26 protein-coding genes are annotated in these 24,204 nt (G+C 33.8%); 17 read left to right on the top strand and 9 right to left on the bottom strand.

Going from position 1 to position 24,204, the window contains the following annotated elements; genetic code table 11:
• Positions 1 to 129: 129 nt before the first annotated feature.
• Positions 130 to 1,974, top strand: coding sequence for a cystathionine beta-synthase (locus ABJD27_RS10315; RefSeq protein ID WP_348162618.1), 1,845 nt, complete (start codon positions 130 to 132; stop codon positions 1,972 to 1,974).
• Between the two features lie 64 nt (positions 1,975 to 2,038).
• On the opposite strand, the gene ABJD27_RS10310 is transcribed toward ABJD27_RS10315, so the two are convergent.
• The 7 genes from ABJD27_RS10310 to ABJD27_RS10280 all read right to left on the bottom strand — a co-directional run bounded on the left by ABJD27_RS10310 (position 2,039) and on the right by ABJD27_RS10280 (position 6,845).
• Positions 2,039 to 2,446, bottom strand: a complete 408-nt coding sequence (locus ABJD27_RS10310; protein ID WP_348162620.1) for a DCC1-like thiol-disulfide oxidoreductase family protein — start codon at positions 2,444 to 2,446, stop codon at positions 2,039 to 2,041.
• On the bottom strand, positions 2,430 to 3,407 hold the full coding sequence (locus tag ABJD27_RS10305) for a serine hydrolase (RefSeq protein ID WP_348162622.1): 978 nt from the start codon (positions 3,405 to 3,407) through the stop codon (positions 2,430 to 2,432). Before ABJD27_RS10305 ends, ABJD27_RS10310 begins: the two co-directional genes overlap by 17 nt.
• A 3-nt stretch (positions 3,408 to 3,410) precedes the next feature.
• Complete coding sequence (locus ABJD27_RS10300; protein ID WP_348162624.1) at positions 3,411 to 4,244, bottom strand: hypothetical protein; 834 nt, start codon at positions 4,242 to 4,244, stop codon at positions 3,411 to 3,413.
• A 5-nt stretch (positions 4,245 to 4,249) separates the two neighbouring features.
• A complete protein-coding gene (locus ABJD27_RS10295; protein ID WP_348162626.1) occupies positions 4,250 to 4,771 on the bottom strand; it encodes a hypothetical protein in 522 nt (173 codons plus the stop codon).
• Positions 4,772 to 4,777: 6 nt separating this feature from the next.
• Positions 4,778 to 5,185, bottom strand: coding sequence for a hypothetical protein (locus ABJD27_RS10290; protein ID WP_348162628.1), 408 nt, complete (start codon positions 5,183 to 5,185; stop codon positions 4,778 to 4,780).
• A gap of 452 nt (positions 5,186 to 5,637) precedes the next feature.
• A complete protein-coding gene (locus ABJD27_RS10285; RefSeq protein WP_348162629.1) occupies positions 5,638 to 6,042 on the bottom strand; it encodes a hypothetical protein in 405 nt (134 codons plus the stop codon).
• A gap of 386 nt (positions 6,043 to 6,428) precedes the next feature.
• Positions 6,429 to 6,845, bottom strand: coding sequence for a hypothetical protein (locus ABJD27_RS10280; RefSeq protein WP_348162630.1), 417 nt, complete (start codon positions 6,843 to 6,845; stop codon positions 6,429 to 6,431).
• A gap of 214 nt (positions 6,846 to 7,059) precedes the next feature.
• On the opposite strand from ABJD27_RS10280, the gene ABJD27_RS10275 reads away from it, so the two are divergent.
• The 16 genes from ABJD27_RS10275 (at position 7,060) to ABJD27_RS10200 (ending at position 21,735) form a co-directional block, all read left to right on the top strand.
• Complete coding sequence (locus ABJD27_RS10275; protein WP_348162632.1) at positions 7,060 to 7,800, top strand: phosphodiester glycosidase family protein; 741 nt, start codon at positions 7,060 to 7,062, stop codon at positions 7,798 to 7,800.
• Positions 7,801 to 7,803: 3 nt separating this feature from the next.
• Entirely contained in the window at positions 7,804 to 8,028 is a 225-nt protein-coding gene (locus tag ABJD27_RS10270) for a hypothetical protein (protein WP_348162634.1), read from the top strand.
• 87 nt (positions 8,029 to 8,115) lie between these two features.
• Positions 8,116 to 8,739 carry a class I SAM-dependent methyltransferase gene (locus tag ABJD27_RS10265; RefSeq protein ID WP_348162636.1) on the top strand — a complete coding sequence of 208 codons (624 nt, stop codon included), beginning with the start codon at positions 8,116 to 8,118 and terminating at the stop codon, positions 8,737 to 8,739.
• A 197-nt stretch (positions 8,740 to 8,936) separates the two neighbouring features.
• Positions 8,937 to 10,340, top strand: coding sequence for a DNA recombination protein RmuC (gene rmuC / locus ABJD27_RS10260; protein WP_348162638.1), 1,404 nt, complete (start codon positions 8,937 to 8,939; stop codon positions 10,338 to 10,340).
• 224 nt (positions 10,341 to 10,564) lie between these two features.
• Entirely contained in the window at positions 10,565 to 10,933 is a 369-nt protein-coding gene (locus ABJD27_RS10255) for a 6-phosphogluconate dehydrogenase (RefSeq protein ID WP_348162640.1), read from the top strand.
• A 465-nt stretch (positions 10,934 to 11,398) separates the two neighbouring features.
• Positions 11,399 to 11,788 carry a c-type cytochrome domain-containing protein gene (locus ABJD27_RS10250; RefSeq protein ID WP_348162642.1) on the top strand — a complete coding sequence of 130 codons (390 nt, stop codon included), beginning with the start codon at positions 11,399 to 11,401 and terminating at the stop codon, positions 11,786 to 11,788.
• Positions 11,789 to 11,814: 26 nt separating this feature from the next.
• Positions 11,815 to 12,357, top strand: coding sequence for a YceI family protein (locus tag ABJD27_RS10245; protein WP_348162645.1), 543 nt, complete (start codon positions 11,815 to 11,817; stop codon positions 12,355 to 12,357).
• 15 nt (positions 12,358 to 12,372) lie between these two features.
• Positions 12,373 to 12,768, top strand: coding sequence for a hypothetical protein (locus ABJD27_RS10240; RefSeq protein WP_348162648.1), 396 nt, complete (start codon positions 12,373 to 12,375; stop codon positions 12,766 to 12,768).
• 38 nt (positions 12,769 to 12,806) lie between these two features.
• Positions 12,807 to 13,670: a DUF5777 family beta-barrel protein gene (locus tag ABJD27_RS10235; protein ID WP_348162651.1), complete on the top strand. Its 864-nt coding sequence runs from the start codon at positions 12,807 to 12,809 to the stop codon at positions 13,668 to 13,670.
• 288 nt (positions 13,671 to 13,958) lie between these two features.
• Positions 13,959 to 14,867 carry a nucleotidyltransferase domain-containing protein gene (locus tag ABJD27_RS10230; protein WP_348162654.1) on the top strand — a complete coding sequence of 303 codons (909 nt, stop codon included), beginning with the start codon at positions 13,959 to 13,961 and terminating at the stop codon, positions 14,865 to 14,867.
• The gene (locus tag ABJD27_RS10225; protein WP_348162657.1) at positions 14,860 to 16,323 is read left to right on the top strand and encodes a radical SAM protein; all 1,464 of its coding nucleotides are present in this window, start codon (positions 14,860 to 14,862) and stop codon (positions 16,321 to 16,323) included. Before ABJD27_RS10230 ends, ABJD27_RS10225 begins: the two co-directional genes overlap by 8 nt.
• 51 nt (positions 16,324 to 16,374) lie before the next feature.
• Positions 16,375 to 17,172, top strand: a complete 798-nt coding sequence (locus ABJD27_RS10220; RefSeq protein ID WP_348162660.1) for a class I SAM-dependent methyltransferase — start codon at positions 16,375 to 16,377, stop codon at positions 17,170 to 17,172.
• Positions 17,169 to 18,554 (top strand): radical SAM protein, encoded by a 1,386-nt coding sequence (locus ABJD27_RS10215; RefSeq protein ID WP_348162663.1) that lies wholly within the window; start codon positions 17,169 to 17,171, stop codon positions 18,552 to 18,554. Before ABJD27_RS10220 ends, ABJD27_RS10215 begins: the two co-directional genes overlap by 4 nt.
• A 2-nt stretch (positions 18,555 to 18,556) precedes the next feature.
• Positions 18,557 to 20,116 (top strand): hypothetical protein, encoded by a 1,560-nt coding sequence (locus ABJD27_RS10210; protein ID WP_348162666.1) that lies wholly within the window; start codon positions 18,557 to 18,559, stop codon positions 20,114 to 20,116.
• Positions 20,097 to 21,266 carry a hypothetical protein gene (locus ABJD27_RS10205; RefSeq protein WP_348162669.1) on the top strand — a complete coding sequence of 390 codons (1,170 nt, stop codon included), beginning with the start codon at positions 20,097 to 20,099 and terminating at the stop codon, positions 21,264 to 21,266. The genes ABJD27_RS10210 and ABJD27_RS10205 overlap by 20 nt, the downstream gene beginning before the upstream one ends.
• Before the next feature lie 58 nt (positions 21,267 to 21,324).
• A complete protein-coding gene (locus ABJD27_RS10200; protein WP_348162672.1) occupies positions 21,325 to 21,735 on the top strand; it encodes a DUF6557 family protein in 411 nt (136 codons plus the stop codon).
• On the opposite strand, the gene ABJD27_RS10195 is transcribed toward ABJD27_RS10200, so the two are convergent.
• Complete coding sequence (locus ABJD27_RS10195) at positions 21,732 to 22,577, bottom strand: putative capsular polysaccharide synthesis family protein (RefSeq protein ID WP_348162675.1); 846 nt, start codon at positions 22,575 to 22,577, stop codon at positions 21,732 to 21,734. The genes ABJD27_RS10200 and ABJD27_RS10195 overlap by 4 nt on opposite strands.
• Positions 22,578 to 22,582: 5 nt before the next feature.
• Positions 22,583 to 24,184 carry a glycosyltransferase family 87 protein gene (locus ABJD27_RS10190; protein WP_348162678.1) on the bottom strand — a complete coding sequence of 534 codons (1,602 nt, stop codon included), beginning with the start codon at positions 24,182 to 24,184 and terminating at the stop codon, positions 22,583 to 22,585.
• Between the last annotated feature and the right edge of the window lie 20 nt (positions 24,185 to 24,204).

Genomic DNA, 24,204 nt, shown 5'->3' with positions numbered 1-24,204 from the left:
AAAATTCTCGCATACAAAACCGCAATTATTCATATATAAGCTGTTAGGTATCATGTAACAAAACGTCTTATAATACTTTCAAAATAGATCTAATTAATGTATACAACCGCCCCTCTCAAGACTCAACATATGGAAGACACTAAAATGCTAAACTATATTAAGAATGTGTTAGAGAATATACCAACAGATTGGTTAAATCTAACAACCCACCGATTAGATATTTACAATGAAAAATTGGCTAAAACACAATTCTTAGAACAGTTTGATATTTTATTTAATAATGGGAATTCTGAATCATCAGCACTTAATGAATTACCTACAGCTTTTGACTATATCCGATTAGGTCATCCCTTATCTTGTGTCCTAGAATGGGTAATTGCTCATTTGCATCACCTACATCCAGAAAGTGTAATCAGTTTTTCATCAAAGACGATTCCTGTTCTGGCAGTTCTAAGAAAGAATTTATTAGATAATAAAAACACTCAAATCGCTTATACAGGTGAATTACCAGATTTTTTTGACACCAAAGTATTAAGAGAAGTGTATGGATATACATTTGAGTTAAAGAACGTTGAGAATGCAGAAGAAGTTCCTGTGTTTAATGGAAGCACTATTTTCATCTCGCAGCAAGATGACATTTGTAATTTCAACCTCACTCCAAACATTGATTTTTTTATCAATATCCATGCACAACTTGGAAGTATTTTAGTAGTACATGGTGAACAAAATGAATCTTATATTTCAGAAATTCAACATGTTCGAAGAAGAGAGACTATTGCTATGACCCCAGCCAATTGTCACGCTGCTTTAAAGTTTTTAATAGATAAGACTTCTTTTGAGGCAAAGCAACATGATTTTGAGGCAAACAAAACAGGTGTCTTAGATTCAATTGCAACCATTACGGGTACAAACACAAAAGCATTAGTTGCTTCTAGCGGACTATCTATTCAATATGCAATTTTAATGGGACTCATTCATGATGCGCTAGAAAAACATAAAGGAAAAGCTATCAAAATTATTGTTCCTCCTAATTGTTATGGTGGTACAAATGACCAAGCAAGACGCGTTGCTGCTTGTATAGATAATGTTGAAGTTGTGGATTTACCAGTGGATGGCGGAAATGATATGGTACAGAGTATTGATATCGTCTTAACAAAAATTGCCAATGAAGATGCTATTCCGTACATAATTGCAGAAATTCCAACCAATCCTAGAGTTGAAGTTCCAGATCTTATACAATTAAAAAATGTTTTAAGCGCAGTCCGTAAAACTGCAACTGGAGAAACTGCAATTGATCCTGTTTTTATTTTAGATCAAACATTTTGTCCTAACGTACACTTTTTAGGTGATGATGAAATACTCTCAACAGTGAGAACTATTTCATTTGCTAGTGGATCTAAATTTCCAAGTGGTGGACAGTGTACTGCTGGTTATTGTGTAGGAAATAAAAAAATGGAAGCATTGATGGACACTATAGAAATGCACCTAAGTCTTTGTGATAATGAAGCTACTGGTCTTCAATATAAAATCTTAGCCAAACAAATGCCTTCTATGAAACAAAGAATTCAGGATGCATATACCAATACACGTGAATTTGTAACCTTTATCAATGATACGTTACCAGCCGCTAAAATCAATTTTGTTTCAGAAGAATTGGCAGAAAAAGGATTTACACCATCTGTGTTTTCATTAGACCTTCCAACCAAAGGAACTACTGATGAAGAAAAAGAATCGTACAAAAGAGCGCTAAATCATAAATTAATCAATTTAATGATTACAGAAATCCCTAATGAAAGCAAGTATTGCGTGAGTTATGGACAGCTTAAAGGATGCTACTGGACAATTCCTGCAACATCTACTCAAGGAACGACAAAAGAAGGTGACAAAGATTATATTGCTCGTGTAGCGCTTTCTCCTACTATGGATTTAGAACTTCACAAAAAGGTCTTTTTAAATTTTGTAAAGGAAATTTGATGACTCCTAATTGGAGGAGGCTAAGTATGCTTTCGCGAAAGCGTACTCATCTTAAAATAATACTTTATAACAAGAAGTATTGTTGTTCTTCCTTTGTCATTAATCTACAACTATCTTTTTTACCTAGTAGCAAGTGCCTTCGCTTTGCAATACGATCATAGCACCAATCTGCAAATAATCGCGGAATAATATACTTTAAAAGAGAAACGTATTTCCAACGCCCATCTAATTCTTTTGCGATGTAAAAGAAGGCATCTGATTTTTCATACACGTTGCCTTTTGAATAAAAATAGATAGTATTCAAATCAGTAGGCAAGTTATTTTTTTCTAATAATGCCATTCCTAATTCTGACTGTTGAGAAGTAAAATAAAGTGTTCGTTGTGTATTCTTATCAAATAAGAAATTGACTGTACTATCACAAAAAGAACAATCTCCATCAAACATCACTATTTTTTCAGCATATATTGACATGGGCCATTTGATTTTTTAATTGATTTATAAAAAGAGGATCTCTCAACATTTTCAAATTGAAATCATTGTAAGTAAGCTCAATAGCTTGTTTTTGCTCAACGGTAAGGTTGTTTAAAAAATAAACTAGTTGATAATTGTTTCCTTCTTTATCTGTAGCATACAAGGCAACATTAAACACTTTTGGTGTATATCCCAATTTCATGCCACCTGTAAGACCTCTATAGCTTCTTAACTTTTCAAACCAACCCATCACTTCTTGTAATTCTTTATTACTTTTATGCAACTGTTGTATTTTCATCAATAACTTACTATAACTACTTGCCGTAGCATGAGGTAGTACATCACTCCAACGGCATTGCATCTTGTAGTCAAAGTCATTTAGTAGATTAAGGTCTAGTCCTTCTATTTTCTTTCCCTCCATCATAATTTGGAAACAACGGTCTGCTTCTTTTGCTAAAGAAAAAGGAGTATGCTGCATCTGTAAAGCATCTCTAAGAATAACTAAAATAGAAGTGCTTATGGGCATTACTGGATCATGATCACGTATAGCATAGGTATTAAATTGTTCATTAATAACATCCATACCTAATATTGAAAGTAAATAATCGGTATGTGCATTACAGCTATGTTCTAGCATTCCTTTTACCACTTCACTAAGAGCTACACTATCCTTTCGAATCTTGTTTTTGTCTTTCACAAAGTGATACCATTTCATAAAAGATGGATCAACCCAATGAATCCAATATCGCTTTAATTGCCTAAAATGTACTTGATCCTTAGGATGTAATTTTCCTTTTTTACATTGATCCAAATAGGCAAGTAAAATAATTAACTTATAGATGCTTGCCAAAGGGCGCCTACTATCCTTATTAACACTAATTACAGTTTCTCCATTCTTTACAAGTAAAAGAGAACAGTCTTTAGAGTGTGTTATAATATGTTCTGCAATAAGATCATCCATAGATTATAATATCCAATATCCAGAAAGTTGTAAGCAACAATAAATAATGGCACCATAGGTAGCTAGGAATGCCCATAGAAAGGAATTAAGCCCCATAACTAAAGCATTCATCAAGTGAAAAGTTAATCCCCACCCTAGAAACACAATCATTCCAGGATATCCAGTAACTAGTACTAAAGGAAACGCAGCTTCTACAGCGACAGTAGACCAAGTTAAAAAGGTGATGGCCATCTGTCTATTTTGTAAATAACCAGCGATGGGTTTACTTCCATAAGTTGCTGTATTAAATATTAGAAAAACAGCATTAGGACGCGTTGTCCATTTTTCTCCTTTTGCTTTAAAAAATCCTGCCGTAAAATAAGAAAGTAATGATTGCAGTGCGATAAACCATATTCCTGCTTGTGCAACAATACTATTCTCTGGATTAATATGATACAGAAAGAGAACAATAATCACGATGGTTGACATTTGATCTGATCCATCTTGTCCAAAAGGGCTACGATAGTTTATCATGAGTGATGTCAAAACAAGTGCAAGAAAAAGTGGTGCTTGGGAGAATCCCCAAATACCAGGGACGACTAATAATAAAATAATAATTAGTCTTAATATAATTACCCCTATAAAATTAGGGTACTTTAATAAGAAATTGGCCAACTTATGTAGCGTATTCTTCTCTGAAAAATATCCACGTGTTGAAATCACTTTCCAACTATACAAGCGATCGTCTTTAAAGTTTTTCCAATTATACAGTAATTCGATTGTAGAAATTGAGATACCTACTAATACAAAGTACTTCATACAGATATAGACAAACTCAATGTTTAAAAAATTTTCCATGGTACTTATATTTTATGAAATTCTGATCTAAATAACATTTTTGGCCCTTTATCTGGGAAATGACCATACGATTCCATGATCATAAACTGAGTAGTGTTACCATCTTCCTTCCGTGGGAAAGAAGAAATAAAATTTACCAAAGCTATATAACAAATAGAGGTTTTAAACTCACTAGCTTTTAGCTTATCTGAAGATCTTACGATCGTTTGAACAGCATCTGACAATGCTTTTTTAGATCTTTTTTTAGGATTCCATATGGCTCCTAATAATGTTCGTTTGCTAGCAATTGGGAGCTCTTTCCAGCGTCCACATTCATTTTCTTTGTCTTTATCTCTATATAACAGGTGATAATCTGTAACACCAGGATTAGGAGCAAAAAATGACCAGCGAGGAAGTAGGGAAAAATAATCCATACGTCTAAAGAAAGTCTCTAGACGCAGGATATTAAATTGACAAATAGCACTAGCTAATAGCCAAAACCCCAGGCATCCGACAATAAAGTATGTAAAGATATCTGATAGGTTCATAACGTATTATTTTAGCATTCTATTAGCCTTAATTAAACTACTTCTCAAGTCGATAAGTTGATCAACAGAACATTCTTGATCGATACTTCTTAATAGTTCAACATGGTGTTTAGTAAAAACACCATCTACAACTACACCTCCTGCAGCTGCCTCGACAGTTACTGCTGTAGCTTCCTCTGCTTCAGGAGTTTCTGGCGTTACTACTTGAACGACTTTACCAGTAACTTCTATCGCTTCTTTTGCGTGATCTACTACAGCATGACCAACATCGTTAGCCGTTTTTTCTACTGCATGAACAACATCACCAATAAAACTGCTAGCTTCCATAAAGTTATGGCGTACATCAGTTTCATGGGCTGGAGATTGCTCCATAGCAGCTTGCTCAATAGATGAGAATTCATCAAATCTTTCCATAAAAAATTGTTTAAAAAGTTAATATTAAATTGAATACTGAATCAGTAACAATAAATATCATTAGTTAATTCTATTAATTTTAAAGTGTAAACCACGGTTTTAAAAACCCGTGGTATATACGGGTTATTTTTATGCGATATCCATAGTAAAACTTAGAAAATGTACATTCAAAAAAATGATATAAACTCAATCGTGAGCAATTACGACTTGTATCATCATGTGTGTTCATACAAAAAACTTGCATTGTCATCTTAGGTAAATTAACAATGTATCTAGACATATACCATTAAATCCTACATCTCCACCGTTGTAGAGGTAGAGAATAATCCATACGCCCAAAGAGCTTCTTTAGGCGCAGGGTATTACAGTAGCAAATAGCGCTAGCTAATAACCAAAACCTTAGACATCCCACAATAAAAAACATAAAGATATCTTGATAGGTTTATAGGGTATTATTTTTGCATTCTATTAGCTTTGATTAAGCTGCATCTCAAGTCGATAAGCTCATCAATAGAGCATTCTTGATTTACACTTTTTAGTAACGTAGCATGTTCTTTTGTAAAAACATGGTCTACTACAATTCCTCCTGCAGCTGCAGCCACATCAATAGTTACTTCGGCTACATCAGGAGTTTCTGGAGTTACAGCCTTAACAGCTCCTACTGTTGCGTGTGCTACACCTGTAGCAACATTTTCTACTGCATGACCTACATCATCAGCTGCATTTTCTACTGCATTTGCAATATCATCTATAAAACTACTCGCTTCCACAAAGTTATGACGTACGTCAGTTTCATGTGCTGGAGATTGCTCCATTGCGGCTTGTTCAATAAATGAAAATTCATTGAGATTTTCCATAAAAAAATTATTTAAAAGGTTAATAATAAATGACTTACTGATCAGTAAGTATCAAAGGTCTTTGGTTATTATTCTTAAATTAAAAGTATATACAACGGGTTTTAAAATCCGTTGTATATACGGGTTCTTTCTACGCGATACCCATAATCAAACCTTAAAAGATGTATACTTAATAAAGAGGTCTTATCTCAAGCACATAATACTTTATACAAGATGTGTATCATACATCATAAAAACATTTCCTTATATGGAAATAAAATATCCTGTACTCAAAGAATTTCTTTAAGCACAGGATATTACATACATAACTAGTGTTAACTAGTAATTAAACCTTTAGATATTCAACAATAAAGCATATAAAAGATATCTGATAGGATCATAGTATATTATTTTTTCATGCTAGTAGCTTTCATTAAGCTACTTCTTAAATTGATAAGTTCATCAACAGAGCATTCTTGATGTGTGCTCTTTAATAGTTCTATTTGTCTTTTTGTAAAAACGCGATCTATTACAACTCCTCCAGCAACAGCTTCTACTACTCCAGCTGCACCTTCGGCAACCGCAGCTACATTTTCGCCAATTTCTACAAAATCATTAACAGCACCTTCTCCTGCAGCAACAACATGGTCTCCAATATTTTCTGCAACTTCACCTACTCCTTCTACGATATCTCCAATTCCTTCTGCGATATCATCTATAAAACTACTAACACCTATAAAATTATAGCGTACATCAGTTTCACTGGCTGGAGATTGCTCCATCGCAGCTTGCTCAATAGGCGAAAATTCATCAAATATTTCCATAAATAACCTGTTTAAAAATTAGTATTACATAAGTTTCTGACTCGATATCAGTACTGAGTAAATCTCCATTGATATATATAAAGAATTACAGGTAATACTACTAGATTTAGAGAACGCGTAAAAATACGGAGTGCTATATCTTTAAAAATGAATACATCTTTTTTTGATTACTTATTTTCTTCTCTCCTTTTTAAGAATTATGTACTTTTAAAACATGAGCGTTCTTAAAAACATCCTATTACTATTTCTCCTGATATCCTATATCAGTCTCACTCCTATTAGTATTCAGTCCTCTCCACAAAGTACTTCCAATTTCTTGAGTTATGAAGTAGATCTCAGTACGCAACAACTAGATTTCTATTGGAAAGACAAGAGTGACAACAATTATGGAAGTCTTCAAAACCTAAAAAACAGTCTACAACAAGAAGAAAAAGAACTTGTCTTTGCTATGAATGGAGGGATGTATCTTAAAGATCGATCCCCACAAGGGTTATATATTGAGAATGGGATTATTAAATCTCCTATTGACACCAAAAAGGGAGCACGTACTAATTTTTATCTGCATCCTAATGGAATCTTCATCATTACCAATCACCATCAAGCGATTATTACACCCACAACAAGCTTCACTCTATCACCAGATATCAAATACGCAACACAATCTGGTCCTATGTTACTTATAGATGGTGCTATCCATCCCAAATTTACAGAAGGGTCGTCTAATGTGCATATTAGAAACGGCGTGGGCATTTTACCTAATGGCAATCTACTCTTTGCGATGTCTAAAGAGACCACAAATTTCTATGATTTTGCCTGTTTCTTTAAAGACAAAGGCTGCAAAAATGCATTATATCTAGACGGTTTTGTATCTCGTACCTACCTCCCATCCCAACAGTGGGAACAACTTGATGGTGATTTCGGAGTGATTATTGCAGAGACAAAAAGAAAAAAGTAATACATGGCTGGAAGAATTATGTATCCAATTATAGGGTGGGTATACCTTTGGATAAGATATCGCGCAAAGGACAAAATAAACAACATTCTACAATCAAAATATAACAATCGCTATTTTAATGCAGGAACAGAAAAGACATGGCAGTTTTTAGGAATCGTAGTACTTGCACTTATTCTTTTCTTTTTGGCATCAGTAGTATACTCGACTATTAAATTTGGATCTTCGTAATATTGTATAATACATTTTTTCAAGTAAAAACTTCTTGATAAGCATACATCAAGACTCTATAGACACCTAACAAACTCTACATTTAAAATGATCTGTCCCCTTTGCAACTCGACACTAAGGACCCAAAAAGACATCTATTTCTATGATTGTGATACTTGTAAAGCACTTGTAAAGAATAAAAAATACTACCTAACTCCTGACGAAGAAAAAGCGCACTATGAAACTCACAACAATGATGTACAAGATGTTAGATATCAAAACTTCACAATGCCCATTACTCGTTATGTGCTAGACACCTGCTTACCTATACATAAAGGATTAGATTTTGGAAGTGGTACTGGTCCTGTTATTTCAAGTATGCTAAAGAAGGAAAAATATGACATAGTCCCATACGATCCATTCTTTGCTCCTAATCAAAACATATTTAATACAACATACGACTATATCGTTAGTTGTGAAGTGTTTGAGCATTTTAATAATCCAAAACTAGAAATAGATCGACTTACGTCCTTATTAAGACCAAATGGTCTATTGCTTATTATGACTTTATTATATACTGATACTATTGATTTTAAGACATGGTTTTATCGAAACGATCCAACTCATATATTCATATATAAATCAGAAACCATCGAGTATATAGCAAAAGAAAAAAAGTTTGAAATTCTTGAACTCACAAACAGATTCATCGTTTTAAGAAAGATACACTAATTAGAATCTTGCCTAGATAGGCTTATTTTAAGATACGGCGATTCGGTTTGATCTTCCTAAAGTAGTTAGATTCTTTGATTCATTGTAATACTATTTTATATGTAATCTAAGAGCATATCCTATGCATCATTATAATTTAGTTGTATTTTTAATGTCTATTTTAACGCATTACAAAACTTGATCTTTTACAGGACTACATGAACCCAATACTTCTATATTTTCTTATTGCGATTATCTGCATCATCATTGGAGCAGTACTTGGTCTATTTATTTCCAACCTTAAAAAGAAAGGTGAATTTAGTGGATTACAAGAACGTCTTAAACTTGAGAGTAATCAATTAAGGGAAACGAAGGACGCTTTCGCGAAAGCGGAATCACAAATAATCGCACTCCGTAAAGAAGCAGTTGACCAATTAGAAACCTTCCGTAAAGAAGCTGCCGAAGATGCGAATACGCTCCGTAAAGAGAAAGACTTTTTCCAGAACGAACTCACAGCACGTAATGTAGAATTCCAAAATCTAGAAGAACGCCTTTCTGAAAAAGGCGAAGAACTGGAAAAACTCAATGAGAAATTCACCAAAGAATTCCAACTCATTGCCGACAAAATCATACACGACAATTCCAATAAAATCACAGATCGCAACAAGCAGAATCTAGATGAGATTTTAAAACCTTTTAAAGAAAAGATTGAAAAATTTGAACGTCGTGTAGAAGAAACAAACAAAGAAGCTATTGATAGAACTTCATCCTTGCGAGAGCAAATTAAAGGACTCACCGCACTTAATGAGAAAATGAGCCAAGAGGCAAACAACCTCACAAAAGCCCTCAAGGGTGACAACAAAGCACAAGGAAATTGGGGCGAACTTGTTTTAGAGCGTGTTCTTGAAAAATCAGGTCTTGAAAAAGATAGAGAGTATTTTGTACAACAAAGCTTTACTACAGAAGATGGAAATCGTGTTCTTCCAGATGTGGTGATACATTTACCTGCCAACAAACGCATGATTATAGATAGTAAAGTATCTCTAAGCGCATATGAACGCTTTGTAAATGAAGAAGATGACTTACTTAAAGAACAAGCACTTAAAGAACATGTAGCTTCTCTAAAACGTCATATTTCTCAACTAAGCGATAAAAACTACCAAGATATTTATCAGGTTGAAAGTCCAGATTTCGTCTTACTCTTTATCCCTATAGAACCAGCATTTGCAATTGCAGTAAATACAGACAACCAATTATACAATCAAGCATTCGAAAAAAACATCGTGATTGTCACTCCATCCACCTTACTTGCTACATTACGTACCATAGACACCATGTGGAACAATGAGAAGCAACAACAAAATGCGTTAGAAATTGCGATCCAGGCAGGGCGTCTATACGATCAGTTTGTCTTGCTTACAGATGATCTTATCAAAGTAGGAAACCAGTTACGTACCGTACAAGGAAGTTATGATGTTACCATGAAGAAACTTACTGGTAAAGGGAATCTTATTAAGAAAGTAGAGAGCCTTAAGAAACTAGGTATTAAACAGAAAAAACACCTCAATGAAAAACTAGTAGAACGTGCTTCTGAAGAAGACATCAAAGTTCTTGAGGATTAAAACACTTATAAAAATATCAAATTGGGTTACTGCCATACGATATTTAGCAGCTAGCTTAGCACCTTTAATTGTAGGTATAGGTGCCGTATATCATGCTTTATACGGGAATTTAAAACATCGCATGAATACGAAATTTATATAAACATGGGATCTATTGCTATCATTCTAGGGCTATTAATAGGCATATTTGTAATCCCTAGATTTATTTACTTTATACGGAACCAATGAAAAAAGTACTGATCATTTTTTTACTTTCTATCGCACTTCTTGCGGCTAGCTATTATACGTTCCTATACTATGTACCTTATAGTGAAGGAACGCGCTCTGGAGAGTTAATTAAATTTAGTTACAAAGGCGCTATTGCAAAAACTTGGGAAGGTGAAATAAGTCAAGGAATAAGTGGTGCACAAATTTTTAGCTTTTCTGTTTTAGACAAGGAAGAAGATGTCATCCAAAAGCTAAAAGACTATCAAGGCAAGTACGTTAAGGTAACTTATATAGAACGTTTTGGGACATTTTTTTTCTGGGGAGACACAAAATATTTTATCACCAATATTTCCTTAGAACAATCTCCACACTTTAATAAGAATTAATTCCTTTATATAAAAAAATCTAATCATAAGGATATTTTTAAATACGCTTACGCGAAAACGTATAAAGACTACCTCAACTCCGTAAAGAACATATTTGCTACATAATAAATTCATAAATTCCTCAGGTAAACCAAACTCCTCCAACCCTACAAAAGCACATAACACCTTATATTAGAAACAAATTTCTTTTAATAGTTTTCATATATTGTCACTTATATTATATTTTTAAAATTGTAAGATTTCCCGATATAGTTTGACTTATATCCTATTGAGATAATACGATGACACGTAGATTCTATTTTTAGGCATAAAAGGTGATATACTAAAGATATAAAGGCAATATATCCTTTCCGTTTTAAAGTCATTTTTTCCTTTTTAACTTATTTAATTTTATATTCCGACAAGAGTAGAAGTTATTTGTAACATACTAAGATTAAACAATCATAAACACGCAACATAATATATATGAATCATAATGTATATACAACAAGAAATAATATAAAGGCCATATGGTGTCTTCTTATAGTATTCTCCTTTGGGTTTACAAGTTGCGAAACAAACTCAATATCTGAGCTTGCAGCAGCAGCAGCTGATGATACTATAGATGTGGTAACGTATGAAAATCGTGCCATGGAAATATTAAACAATTCTTGTGTGGAATGTCACAATATAAATGAGCAAACAGCAGGTGTTAGACTAGATGCATATGAGTTTGCATTTATAGAAGCAAATAATGGAAGAATGTTATCTCGTATGATGGATACGACAAACCCAATGCCTCCTAGCGGAAATCTTCCTGATATTATAATAGAAGATATTGTAAACTGGGTAGACAATGGCATTTTAGAAAATTAAAACAACAATATTAAACATAGCTAATCATGAAAAAATCAATCTTCTTTCTCTTATTTTTTGCCATAATAGCACAAAGCTTTGGACAAAAATATTATACAAAAACTGGAACATTAAACTTTGAAGGTTCTGTAGAAGCCTTCGAACCTGTAAAAGCGAGTAACGAGACTACAACAGCTATCTTAGAAGTAAGCACTGGTAAAATAGCAGTATTAGGACTTATCAAAGGATTTCGTTTTAGAAATGCGCTCATGGAAGAGCATTTTAACGAAAACTACATGGAAAGCAACAAATATCCTAAAGCAACATTTAATGGTGTTGTCAATGATTTTTCAATAAAAGATATCGACTCAGAAAAAGAATATAAAGTAGAAGGAGATCTTACCATTCATGGGAAAACAAAAAAAGTAGTCGCTGCTATTGTTATCGTAAAAAATGGAGACACTATAGACGTAAACACCAATTTTGTGGTAACTCCAGAAGATTTTGATATTGACATTCCAAGTGTTGTAAGCGAAAAGATTTCTGACAAAATCAATATTGTAGCTAGCTTTAATTTAAAAAAGCGATAACTAATATCTAGAGATATGAAAAAGAAAAAACTAATTTTCTCTGCCATTGCAATTATTGCAATCGTAGCCATAGTAGGATATAATTACATATATCAAGATCACAGAGATATTCAGTCAGAAAAACCAGCGTATACAGTAAAAGCTTCTAATTTTATTAAAGAATTTCAGGTTAATGAAGCCGAAGCTACTGCAAAATATTTAAACAAAACCATTGAGATAGAAGGCGCATTAAGTAGTATTGATGGAAATACTGTTGTTGTTGATCATGTTATTTTTTTCGCTTTAAGCGAAAACGAAACACCACCAACTTCTAATCAAATAAACACACCTGTACAAATAAAAGCCAGATGTATAGGGTATGATAACTTGTTAGAAGAAGTCAAATTAGACCAAGCAACGATACGTAAGTAAAACCCCACCTCACATACCAACATAAACAAACATTACCCATGAAGAAATTAGTATTCTTACTATTATTCTTGCCAGTAATCGCTATTGCTCAAGATGATTTACTAGATGAACTAGAACAAGAAGTGCCAGACGAAAAACAACCAGTAACATCTGTTTTTAAAGGCATTAAAATTGTAAACTTTGAGTCTACAAAACTTGTAGGAGAGAAACAACTACAATTTATTATATCACACCGTTTTGGAGATTTAAGTGATGGAATAGATAATTTTATTGGACTTGATGATGCTACGGCGCGTATACAGTTTGTCTATGGTGTTACCGATTGGTTAAATGTAGGAATCTCTCGTTCAGGTTTTAATAAAACATATGATGCTGCAGTAAAATATAGACTTGTACAACAAGTAGAAGGTGGATCACCTGTAACAGTTGTAGGGTATAATCTTTTTACAATTGACACAGAACTGGGTGATTTATTTCCAGTATCATTTGTTGATCGTTTAGGGTATGCAAATCAAATATTGGTTTCTAGAAAGTTTAGTGATTGGTTATCATTACAATTAATTCCAACACACTTTCATGATAATACGGTAAGAGAAGATGGGCAAGATAATTCGCAATTTGCTCTCGGAATTGGAGGACGTTTTAAGTTTACAAAAAGACTTGCTTTTATAGGAGATTATGGAATACACCTAAATAGAGTAAGCGGTTCTGATTTTAGAAATTCACTAGCGCTAGGTATAGAAATAGAAACAGGTGGCCATGTATTTCAGATACACGCATCTAACTCGCGAGCTATTTTTGCTAACGGATTTTTAGGACAAGCAAGAGGTGATTTTGGAGAAGGAAATGTATTCTTAGGGTTTAATATATCTAGAGCCTTTAGCTTAGGAAGTAAAAAATAATATTTCTGGATAAAACAAGTTTACTATATATAGTATCCACCAAAGAGTGACCTTACTTTACGTATAAAATGCCAAATACGCATATCGATCCGTAAGGTAAACATAGACATTTCGTCTATGATAAATAGTGTATTACTTTACTCCTTTCTTATTGTAAAATAAAGAAATAAACAGTAATTTCCTGCTTTTAACACGTTATATATTTATATATGGAAAGTCCCTATATAGAAAGTAAACGTATATAATCAAGACTCTTACAAGAAAAATTTAGAAATAAATTATATCCCATTGACATCTCTCAAACCTTTATTATATTTTTCTCTGTTTAAATACCCTCTTACAAAAGAGGAAGTCGTTGCATTTTCAAATTCTAAAGATCCAAACACAGTACATCAAGAATTAAAATCACTTGTAGAGGGTGGTGTTATTTATAAAATAAAAGATTTTTATTCGTGTGAGAATGATGCAACACAAATAGAGCGAAGGTTAGCCGGTAATGAAGGAGCTCGTAAAATTGCTAAAAAAGCAGATCGCATGTCTCGGTTAATATCAAAGTTTCCTTTTGTAGAAGGTGTTGGTATTTCTGGAGCATTATCCAAAGGCTTTTTTGATGAAGATGGAGACATTGATTTTTTTATTATCACAAGTAAACAGCGACTATGGGTAGCAAGAACATTACTTATCTTATATAAGAAAATTTTCTTGCTCAATTCTAAAAAATATTTCTGTGTCAATTATTTTATAAGCGAAAACTCGCTAGAAATAGAAGAAAAAAACCTCTTTACAGCTACAGAACTTGTCACACTAATACCTATGTATGGTAATGGTAGTTTCAAAAGATTTTACGATATTAATACGTGGGCATACGCAAAGTTTCCTAATAAAAACTTTGGTCAGGGATTAGGCGAATTAAAACCAATCCACAAACCAAGTATCACAAGACTCACAGAAAAGATATTACGTTCAAAAATGGGAGAACGCTTAGATACATTTTTCTTAAAACTCACCTATAAAAAATGGGAGTTAAAATTTAGTGAGATGAATCCTGATCAATTTAATGTCGCTATGAAATCTACAAAGAGTGTATCAAAACACCACCCTCAAGGTTTCCAACATAAAGTCATTACACGACTCAATGAAAAGTATATCGCTTACGAAACCAAATATAATATTGCGCTAAGTAAAGAACATGCTTGATATCCTATTTTCTCACTCTTACTATTATCCTCTTGACAAAAAACAATGGGATAACAAAACTCCGTACCCACCATTAGGTACGCTATATGCTGCATCATTAATGAGACAAGAAGGGTATAACGTAGACTTGTTTGACACAAACTTGCGAAGTGATCCCTATGCTATAGAATCCAAAATACAAGAGCAAAAGCCTCAGTTTTTAGTCATGTATGATGATGGATTTAATTATCTCACCAAGATGTGTCTTACCACCATGCGAGAAGCTGCTTTTGAAATGATAGGCTTAGGAAAAAAATACGATTGCCAAGTCATTGTATGCAGTAGCGATAGCACAGATCAATATGATCAATACCTAGATGCGGGTGCAGATTACATCATACAAGGAGAAGGAGAAATTACACTCAAAGAACTTGTCTTTGCATTAAAAAACAAAGAAGCTATAGATCTCATTCATGGGCTTGTACACAGAAAAGATAATGAGACCAAAAAACACCCTAAACGTATTGTACTGCGCAATCTAGACGAGTTACCTCAACCTGCTTGGGATCTAGCAGATATAGATGCGTATAAAGATGTATGGGCACAAAGCGGAAAACAGTTTACATTAAACATAGCAACCACCAGAGGATGTCCTTTTAAATGTAATTGGTGCGCAAAACCTATATATGGGAATCGTTATAATTCGCATTCTCCAGAATATATTACAAAACACATTGCGTTTTTAAAAGAGCAATATGGTGTGACTAATTTCTGGATGTGTGATGATATTTTTGGATTAAAACCCAATTGGGTTCAGAATTTTAATACCGAGTTAAAGAAAGAAAATCTTAAAATCACTTATTATATACAAAGCAGAGTAGATTTACTTTTAAAAGAAGATACCATCGAAGCTCTTGCCCAAAGTGGTCTTAAAGAAGTATGGGTTGGCGCAGAAAGCGGTTCTCAGAAGATTCTCGATGCTATGGACAAAGAAACCAAAGTAGCGCAAATATATGAAGCAACTCGACTCTTAAAAAAGAAGCAGGTCAAAGTAGCTTTCTTTATTCAGTTTGGATACTTAGGAGAAACCAAAGAAGATATTGCAAAAACAGTATCTATGATTAAAGAGTTATTACCCGACAATCTAGGGATTTCTGTATCCTATCCTTTACCAGGAACTCCATTTTACGAAAAAGTAAAAGACGACCTGCAACTTAAAGCAAATTGGACAGATAGTGATGACCTTGCTATGATGTTTCAAGGAACATTTAACTCAGAATATTATAAAAAATTACATCGATACGTACATAAAGAATATAGAAAAAGTCAAGCGATAGCCAACTTTAAATCCTTCTTTAAAAATCCATTATCGCTCTCAAAAGCCACATTACGATCTATGGCGCTATATTTTTACTACACTCCAAGTGCTTTTATAGACAAGGTCGTTTTAAAGAATATGCAACATACAAATGGGTAATTAAGTGATTACAAACTTATATTTGTAGCGATATAGCACAACAACCTATACATGAGTAATGACTTTGACATACACGCTCAAAACTACGATGCAATTTTCACGCATTCTAGTATAGGAAAAGCACAACGTGATCGTGTATATGCATATCTTTCTGAGAGCATAAACACCACAGAATCACTACATATTTTAGAATTAAACTGTGGTACAGGAAAAGATGCAAACTATTTTCATCAGAAAGGGCATCAAGTAATTGCAACCGATATTTCTGAAGAAATGCTAACAGTAGCAAAAGAGAAACATCCAAAGATTACTTTCCAAGCATTAGATATCACAAGCATTACACCAATGACATTTGATCAAAAATTTGATGTGATCTTTTCAAATTTTGGAGGGCTCAATTGTTTATCAAGCACACAACTGCGCGATTTTCTTAAAACATCAGAAACATTACTTACTGATCGTGGGAAACTTATTATGGTGATTATGCCTAAGAATACACTTTGGGAACGTTTCTATTTTATGCTAAAGTTTCAATTTCAAAAAGCCTTTCGGCGAAACACAAAAGAGGCTGTCTATGCAAATGTAGAAGGCGTCCAAGTTCCAACTTGGTATTATAACCCAAAGGATATAACCGCTTTCGCGAACCTGCCTAGCCGGCAGGCAGGGGCGTATACAAAATCTATTCATATTAAACCCATTGGAATTGCCATTCCCCCATCGTATTTAGAACCTTATTTTAAAAACAAGCCTCGTTTTATGAAGCTTTTGATTACTTTAGAGTCATGGTTTCAACATCCATTTTGGGCTAAATATGCAGACCATTTTTTAATAAGCTTTGAAAAGAAATGAGCGTTTTATTAACACACGCATACTATCTCTCTAACGATCCGAAAGAGCATAAAATTATGAAGCCCTACCCTCCGCTAGGTCAGCTTTATATTTCTGGATATCTCAATGACCAAAACATAGAGAACTATCTTTTTGACACTACCTTTTATTCTAAAGAAGATCAGCTAGCTTTTATCAAAGAAAAACAACCTGATATTATTGCTATTTATTCTAATTTGATGACAAAAGTAGAAGTCATCAAACTTATGAAAATCCTAAAAAGTGATGCTCAATATGGATTTCCAACCATCGTACTTGGAGGACCAGACATAAGTTATAATCTTGAAAACTATCTTAATGCGGGTGCTCAATATCTTGTTATAGGCGAAGGAGAAGAAACCATGGCAGAGCTACACGATGCTATTTTAAACAACACTGATATTACACAAGTCGCAGGTCTTGCCTATCTGGAAGATGGGTTGGTTACAAAAACAAAACCACGTGTAAAAATGAAAGATTTATCGGTATTACCGCTTCCAAATAGAGAAGCTATTCCGATGGAAAAATATCTCAAAACTTGGAAAGACAATCATGGTATGAGCTCTATGACTGTGAGTACACAACGAGGTTGCCCTTATACTTGTAAATGGTGTAGTACTGCTGTATATGGTCAAAGTTATAGACGCAGACCTGCCAGTCTTGTTGCAGCCGAATTAAAAATGCTCAAAGATAGTTATGCACCTGATTCTATCTGGTTTGTAGACGATGTATTTACCGTGAGTCACAAATGGCTAGCAGCTTTTCATGAAGAGGTTATCAAACAAGATGCTGTGATCCCTTTTGAATGTATCACCAGAGCCGAACGATTAAATGATGACATCTTACAGCTTTTAAAAGAAGCAGGATGTTATCGTATCTGGATAGGTGCAGAAAGTGGTTCTCAAAAAATTATAGACGCTATGGATCGTCGCGTTGATGTAAACGTGGTAAAAGAAGCCATTCAAAAAACAAACGCCATGGATATGGAGACCGGCACCTTTATTATGCTTGGGTATCCTGGAGAAGATCTTGAAGATATAAACACTACAGTACAATACCTGAAGGATGCAAATCCAACACATTTTACCATTACAATAGCTTATCCTATTAAGGGCACTTCGCTCTATTCAGAAATAGAAAAAGACATTATTACAAGACCAGATTGGGAAACCTCAACAGATAGGGAGATTGATTTTAAACGTACCTATACTCGTAAGTTTTATGACTATGCTGTAAAGCGCGTTGTAAATGAAGTGAATTATCACAGAGAGATTACAAAATCTAACAATAGAGATCTTAAAAAAGCAATGAAGTTTAAAATCAAGTCTGTAATTGCAAATGGATTAATGACCGTCACCAAATAATCATGACCAACCTTAGTACATGGCAAAACTCCAATTATACTGTATATGCAATGACAGTATTCTTTTTTCTGCTAAGTCTATGGGGTATTTCAAATCACGAATTATGGTTAGACGAAGCGCATCATTATTTACTTGCTCGCGATAGTTCTTCTGTTCAAGATCTTATAAATAATACCCGATATGAAGGGCACCCTATTGTTTGGAATCTTCTACTCTACTGGATCACACGATTGACCACAGATCCTATATGGATGCAAATACTGCACATCAGTATTATGACAATTTCTGTAGGTGTATTTCTAAAAAAGGCTCCCTTTTCCTGGCTCTTTAAACTACTTTTCATCTTTGGATACTTTATGTTTTATGAGTATAATATCTTAAGTAGAAACTACAGTATTGGGATTCTTTTTATATTCTTAGGATGTAGTTTCTATGATAAACGAACTGTAAAGTTTGTGCTCATTTCTGTTTTACTGGGACTTGCCAGTAATAGTCATGCCATCTTTGTGATACTTGCCAGTACCATTATGGCGATGCTTACCTTAGAACGACTCAAAACAGAAAGACTACAAATCTCCAAAAGTACTTGGATAGGCGTTGGCATATTTGGAGTATTGACATTAGTAAGCGTTCTCCAAATCATTCCGCCAACAGACACTTCATTTTTTGATCGAGGAGAAAGCATTTCTTTCTTTGATAAAATTGCAAAAAGCATGACGCCTTTTTTTAAAAGTATGTTTGTCCTACCTGACGTGACCATCAATTCTTTTTGGAACAGTCATATCCTAGTAAATTACAGCAAACCGATTGCTGCTATAGTTGCAATGATAAGCCTTTCTATCCCTTATCTTTTATTTTATAAGAATAGGAATTTATTGATGTATGTCTATTTCGGCATATTTGCTACTGCTGGATTTTTCTTTATTACGATGATGAATGCTGCCAGATATTATGGCATATTATACCTGTTTTTAATAACTGCATTATGGTTTGAGAAGTCCGCTACTTCGACAGGCTCAGCATACCATTTCGCGAAAGCAAAAAAAACCTTCTTATTATCAGAGAATCTATTAAAAAATATACGCCCTGTACTTATCTACTCCATCCTAGGGTTGCATTTTATTTCTGGCATCTACGCCTTTACTATGGATGTTTCAAGACCATTCACTACAGCACAGCAAACAGCTCAATACTTAAAAGAAAATAACTTAATTGAAAAAACAATTGCTACAAAAGCCTGTAATGGTACTGCATTAAGTGCTTATATTGGAAAAGCTGTTTATTTTACAAGAACAAACAGTTTTGAAAGCTATTGTACCTTTAATAGACCTTCTATACAACAAGAACACGGAACTATTGAAGTGATAACATCTATCCAAAAACTCTTAAAAGCAAACAAAGAATCTGTTATCTTTATCACCTATGAACCATTTTTTGACACCAGTCAGAAGAAAGAGTGGAGATTGTATAATGAAGCTATCAAAATAGAATTTCTAACACAGTTTGAAGGAAGTATTCTCAACAAAGGAAACCATTATATCTATGAAATTTCCAAGTATTAAACACTTCACATATAGCAACGCTATTATTTGCAGTATGCTCGTATTTTTGATGCTATGGGCCTGCAACACCAAGACTTCTGACTCCAACACTCATGATCCTAACATACTATATCTTAAATGGAATAAGTCACACGAGATAGATAACCTAGAAAAAAACAGGACTGGGCTTATTTGGGCATTATCATTTTTAGGGTCAAACATAGCACTAGACTCTACCTTAACTGGAATTACATATACAAAAGACATGATACGTCTAGATGTGTCTCAAGTAGGGTTTACAGAAAAAGCAATATCACATTTACAATCACTCAACACAGTCATTCAGAACTCAGAAGAATATCAGAAAAAAGGAACGATAGATCTGGGAAGATATATCGCCCTTACCATAGGAAGTCCGCATCATTATTATAAAATAGTAGATGTCCCGTTGCAATTATTTGACTTAAAATCACAATACACATTTGACACACTAACAGCTTATATTAATAATAGTAGCATCTCTAAGATTGATAGAGAAATAGAATACTCTATTCATAATAAAGACACTAAACGTGCATTTATCTCAGCAGAAAGAGATACTATAACTGGTGAAATACAAGAGTTTGAAACGGTAGAAGTCATGACCAATGGTCTTTCTCGATTTGCCTTATATGACATCCAAGGAAATTTAAAATCCGAAGGAGATGAAAATGTCACTAGAGCTGGAAAACCTGGCAAATGTATGTGGTGCCATGAATCTGGGATTCAACCTCTTTTTAGAAAGCAAGTAGATATTAAAAATCATATGCCTGCTGGAGATTTTTTGGATTCTTTACAACGATATAATAGCGAACTAAGAGTGTATCAAAATCGTGTATGGCAAGATTCTTTGATCCAAAATAGACGTTCACACACAGAGATGGAAATTGCATATATTACGTTTATGGAACCTTCTATTGAGCAACTTGCCAATGAATGGCAAATGGCTGAAAGAGCGGTTAAAAAGAAAGTGGCACATCTCCAATCACATCGCCATCACGAATTTGAATTTCTTGGCGATTTATACTATAGAAAAGATATAGATTCACTCGCCCCTTTTAACGTTCTTGAAGTTCCTGAATACATACGAGAACCATCCAATAATGAAGGGAATGTGGATTATATTAAATAATTCCCTCACTGCCCTTTGGGCATCTCTCCCAAAGGGAGAGAACAAGTAATATTTATATATGACTTTTAGAAATTTAATAGACAAAAGCAATTGGGAAGATGTTAAATCAAGTCTTATAAAAGCATATCCTGAACTTAAAGAATTAACTTCTCATTTTCATACAGTGTATCTTGAATTAACTAAAATGAATCCTATTCATTCTGATTTGATACTAAACATTCAAAAAATAAATTCAGAAAATGAAGAAGAGGACATTGCTGTATCTGGAATCGGAGAACCACATGAATTTGGAAACATATATAATATTTCAGGTCAAGGGTGGGAAAAGTGCTTAGGCATGGAGATTCATTTAGAAACTATAAAGAATTTTAATGAATCCGAAATAATAGCACATTCATTATACGAAATGACCTTTTTTGGGTTCACCGAAAATCAAATTAAAAAGAACATAGAGAAGACTATAAACTAGATAGTCAACCACTTTTCATAAAGTGCTTCTTTCTCCTCCTTTGTAAAAAAGTGATTCATATACTTGGACTCTAACTGATCGTCTAAATACGATTTTGAAAAACGGATATAAGATTTAAATTCGGCATATAAAGCGGCACCTTTCTTAGCCTCTGTGACATTTACATTTTTGATAGTAAAGTCTTTTACATCACAAAAATCACCAACTAGTTTTGATTTTAAGGCATCGTCAAGGTTACTGTTCAATACTAGGACATCAACTTGACTATCCTTTATAATTGTATAGCCTTTTGCTTTCGCGCCCGCCTGCTCGGTCGGCAGGAAAGCATGTTCATACACATCTACCCCCGTTCCATCTTTAAGATGATTATCAAACCAATCTTTACAATAGGAATGATCGAGTTTTTGATAAAAAGCAGCTTCAATGTCTTGAAGACTTCCTTTAAAAAGATGTGTTGGCACACCCATATGGATTTCAAAAGCTTCAAAAAAAGCAGATAGATTACGTTCTATTGGATTTCTAAATAATGAGATTACTTTATAGTTTTCTTGCTTTTCGAGTAGGTATTTATGTAACATAAACACAGGACTTCTACTACCTGGATAGACTCCTTTTTCTTTACATATTTTTATAGCCTGTAGTTCTTCTTCTATACTAAGACTATGGATATGAAAGCAAGGAATACTCGATTGATTCTTTAAAGAATGATAGACACTTGATGACCCAACTTTTGCCATCGTAAACACTAGCACTGGTTCTTGTGTACGATCTCGTAGTTGCTGCTCTTGCTGTTTGAGCACCCAACGATCTTTAATATGATATTTTAAGAAAGGTTTTATCACTATAATTAATTATCAAGATCTATATACTTAAGTGTAAAGGCACCTCTTCTAGAATGATGATCGGTTAAAAAATACACTCTAGAATCATTTACCAATACTGGTTTTTTCTTTAAAGATGCATCTGTTTTAATTACATCATCTCCGTCATATAATTCATGTTCTTTTAAGATAATCGCCTGTTCATCAAAACTGGTAATAGAAATATCTGTAGTAATGGTTTCATCGCCATGTCTACCTAATGCTTTATAGGCAAGTTTGCCTTGATCATTAAAGAAATCATAGACCATAAAATGTTTTTTCTCTGATAAAGCATAGTGTGATGCATCTTCTGTTTTCCCTTTTATAGTGCCATAAAACATAGGAAATAATACGGCAAAGGTTAAAGCAATATATCGCACTTGGAACTTCCCTCCTAGCAATTTATATATACATATACTTAATAGGATCACTAACCACAATCTAGAAAACTGAATCCCTACAAACATACTCGCCAATACTCGAAAAGGGAAATTACAGATCACTATTAATAACCCTAGGAGCACTAATTTATAATGTAGATTTAACCGCTTTCGCGAAAGCGGAAACACCACAAACAATGGAATAATCCATAAAATCTGTGCATAGGTGGCTGTTCTGTCTTGCGTTAAAAACAAAGTCGTTACCCATATCGCAAGTAAAGCAAGCATATTGTTTTTCTTACGGATGGATATTGCAATTGCACTACCCAAGATGATTGCTTTGGTGATCCAGTTTGCAAATCCATAGATGCGCTCGTTTGCTATCCAAGCGTTAGGGTTATAATAGGCATCTTCTACAAAAAGTGTTTTAAAAAACACATCTAGTGATTGATAATTAGGTCTATAGTCCGTGGTTGTATTACTTAAAAAAGTATGCGGAAGTATGTCAAAGAAATAAGATTCCCAAAGGGTATATCCTGTGATAGAGATTCCAATAACACATACAATAGCAGTTCCTAAAATACACCATCCTATGGTTTTCCATTTCTTTTGAAACGCTAGCGGAATTCCATAAAAAACAGGAAAAAATTTAAGCAGTACTGCAAACCCTAAAAATACTCCTGTCAAGTATTCTTTTTTCTTATCTAGAAAGTAATAGCCAGCAATGACACAAAAAAGAATAATAAAATAAGACTGTCCAAAAAGAATTTGATTTCGGATAGGCACATAAAATAGTATGGGGATTGCTAGTAACAACCACTTTGCATTACCTAGTGTTTTCTTTGCTAACAATAGCAATCCTGCTAAAAATAGCAGCATACTGATACAGTTAAAAATAAGTTTTGCCGTATATGGATTCTCGATATAGGCTAATGGGTAAAATGCAGCTACCGTAAAAGGACTATTTACATAAAAGTCTACTAACTCTTCTGTATATCCTAGCTCCCAGATATAGCTATTAAACGAATGAATATCAAAAATCACTGTTTCGGGAGCAACACCTTCATGTAAAAGTCTAGCAGGAAAATAACTGTTTGAAAAATCATGCAATGGCATCGAATACGAAGAAACCAAAAAGTAAAGACATAAAGCTACTGTAGGTAGCAAGTATATCAGAATTATTTTAGTATTCTTAATCTCAGTATTCATGAATCTAATGGGGAATATTT

Origin of the sequence: Dokdonia sp. (genome assembly GCF_039945015.1) — a bacterium.
Lineage (GTDB): Bacteria > Bacteroidota > Bacteroidia > Flavobacteriales > Flavobacteriaceae > Dokdonia.
This window is presented reverse-complemented; position numbering and strand designations above follow the sequence as displayed.

What these genes read in the sequence shown, in the direction of transcription:
- ABJD27_RS10315 (WP_348162618.1), top strand. Translation starts at nt 130, where the DNA reads ATGGAAGACACTAAAATGCTAAACTATATTAAGAATGTGTTAGAGAAT.
- ABJD27_RS10310 (WP_348162620.1), bottom strand. Translation starts at nt 2,446, where the DNA reads ATGTCAATATATGCTGAAAAAATAGTGATGTTTGATGGAGATTGTTCT.
- ABJD27_RS10305 (WP_348162622.1), bottom strand. Translation starts at nt 3,407, where the DNA reads ATGGATGATCTTATTGCAGAACATATTATAACACACTCTAAAGACTGT.
- ABJD27_RS10300 (WP_348162624.1), bottom strand. Translation starts at nt 4,244, where the DNA reads ATGGAAAATTTTTTAAACATTGAGTTTGTCTATATCTGTATGAAGTAC.
- ABJD27_RS10295 (WP_348162626.1), bottom strand. Translation starts at nt 4,771, where the DNA reads ATGAACCTATCAGATATCTTTACATACTTTATTGTCGGATGCCTGGGG.
- ABJD27_RS10290 (WP_348162628.1), bottom strand. Translation starts at nt 5,185, where the DNA reads ATGGAAAGATTTGATGAATTCTCATCTATTGAGCAAGCTGCTATGGAG.
- ABJD27_RS10285 (WP_348162629.1), bottom strand. Translation starts at nt 6,042, where the DNA reads ATGGAAAATCTCAATGAATTTTCATTTATTGAACAAGCCGCAATGGAG.
- ABJD27_RS10280 (WP_348162630.1), bottom strand. Translation starts at nt 6,845, where the DNA reads ATGGAAATATTTGATGAATTTTCGCCTATTGAGCAAGCTGCGATGGAG.
- ABJD27_RS10275 (WP_348162632.1), top strand. Translation starts at nt 7,060, where the DNA reads ATGAGCGTTCTTAAAAACATCCTATTACTATTTCTCCTGATATCCTAT.
- ABJD27_RS10270 (WP_348162634.1), top strand. Translation starts at nt 7,804, where the DNA reads ATGGCTGGAAGAATTATGTATCCAATTATAGGGTGGGTATACCTTTGG.
- ABJD27_RS10265 (WP_348162636.1), top strand. Translation starts at nt 8,116, where the DNA reads ATGATCTGTCCCCTTTGCAACTCGACACTAAGGACCCAAAAAGACATC.
- rmuC (WP_348162638.1), top strand. Translation starts at nt 8,937, where the DNA reads ATGAACCCAATACTTCTATATTTTCTTATTGCGATTATCTGCATCATC.
- ABJD27_RS10255 (WP_348162640.1), top strand. Translation starts at nt 10,565, where the DNA reads ATGAAAAAAGTACTGATCATTTTTTTACTTTCTATCGCACTTCTTGCG.
- ABJD27_RS10250 (WP_348162642.1), top strand. Translation starts at nt 11,399, where the DNA reads ATGAATCATAATGTATATACAACAAGAAATAATATAAAGGCCATATGG.
- ABJD27_RS10245 (WP_348162645.1), top strand. Translation starts at nt 11,815, where the DNA reads ATGAAAAAATCAATCTTCTTTCTCTTATTTTTTGCCATAATAGCACAA.
- ABJD27_RS10240 (WP_348162648.1), top strand. Translation starts at nt 12,373, where the DNA reads ATGAAAAAGAAAAAACTAATTTTCTCTGCCATTGCAATTATTGCAATC.
- ABJD27_RS10235 (WP_348162651.1), top strand. Translation starts at nt 12,807, where the DNA reads ATGAAGAAATTAGTATTCTTACTATTATTCTTGCCAGTAATCGCTATT.
- ABJD27_RS10225 (WP_348162657.1), top strand. Translation starts at nt 14,860, where the DNA reads ATGCTTGATATCCTATTTTCTCACTCTTACTATTATCCTCTTGACAAA.
- ABJD27_RS10220 (WP_348162660.1), top strand. Translation starts at nt 16,375, where the DNA reads ATGAGTAATGACTTTGACATACACGCTCAAAACTACGATGCAATTTTC.
- ABJD27_RS10215 (WP_348162663.1), top strand. Translation starts at nt 17,169, where the DNA reads ATGAGCGTTTTATTAACACACGCATACTATCTCTCTAACGATCCGAAA.
- ABJD27_RS10210 (WP_348162666.1), top strand. Translation starts at nt 18,557, where the DNA reads ATGACCAACCTTAGTACATGGCAAAACTCCAATTATACTGTATATGCA.
- ABJD27_RS10205 (WP_348162669.1), top strand. Translation starts at nt 20,097, where the DNA reads ATGAAATTTCCAAGTATTAAACACTTCACATATAGCAACGCTATTATT.
- ABJD27_RS10200 (WP_348162672.1), top strand. Translation starts at nt 21,325, where the DNA reads ATGACTTTTAGAAATTTAATAGACAAAAGCAATTGGGAAGATGTTAAA.
- ABJD27_RS10190 (WP_348162678.1), bottom strand. Translation starts at nt 24,184, where the DNA reads ATGAATACTGAGATTAAGAATACTAAAATAATTCTGATATACTTGCTA.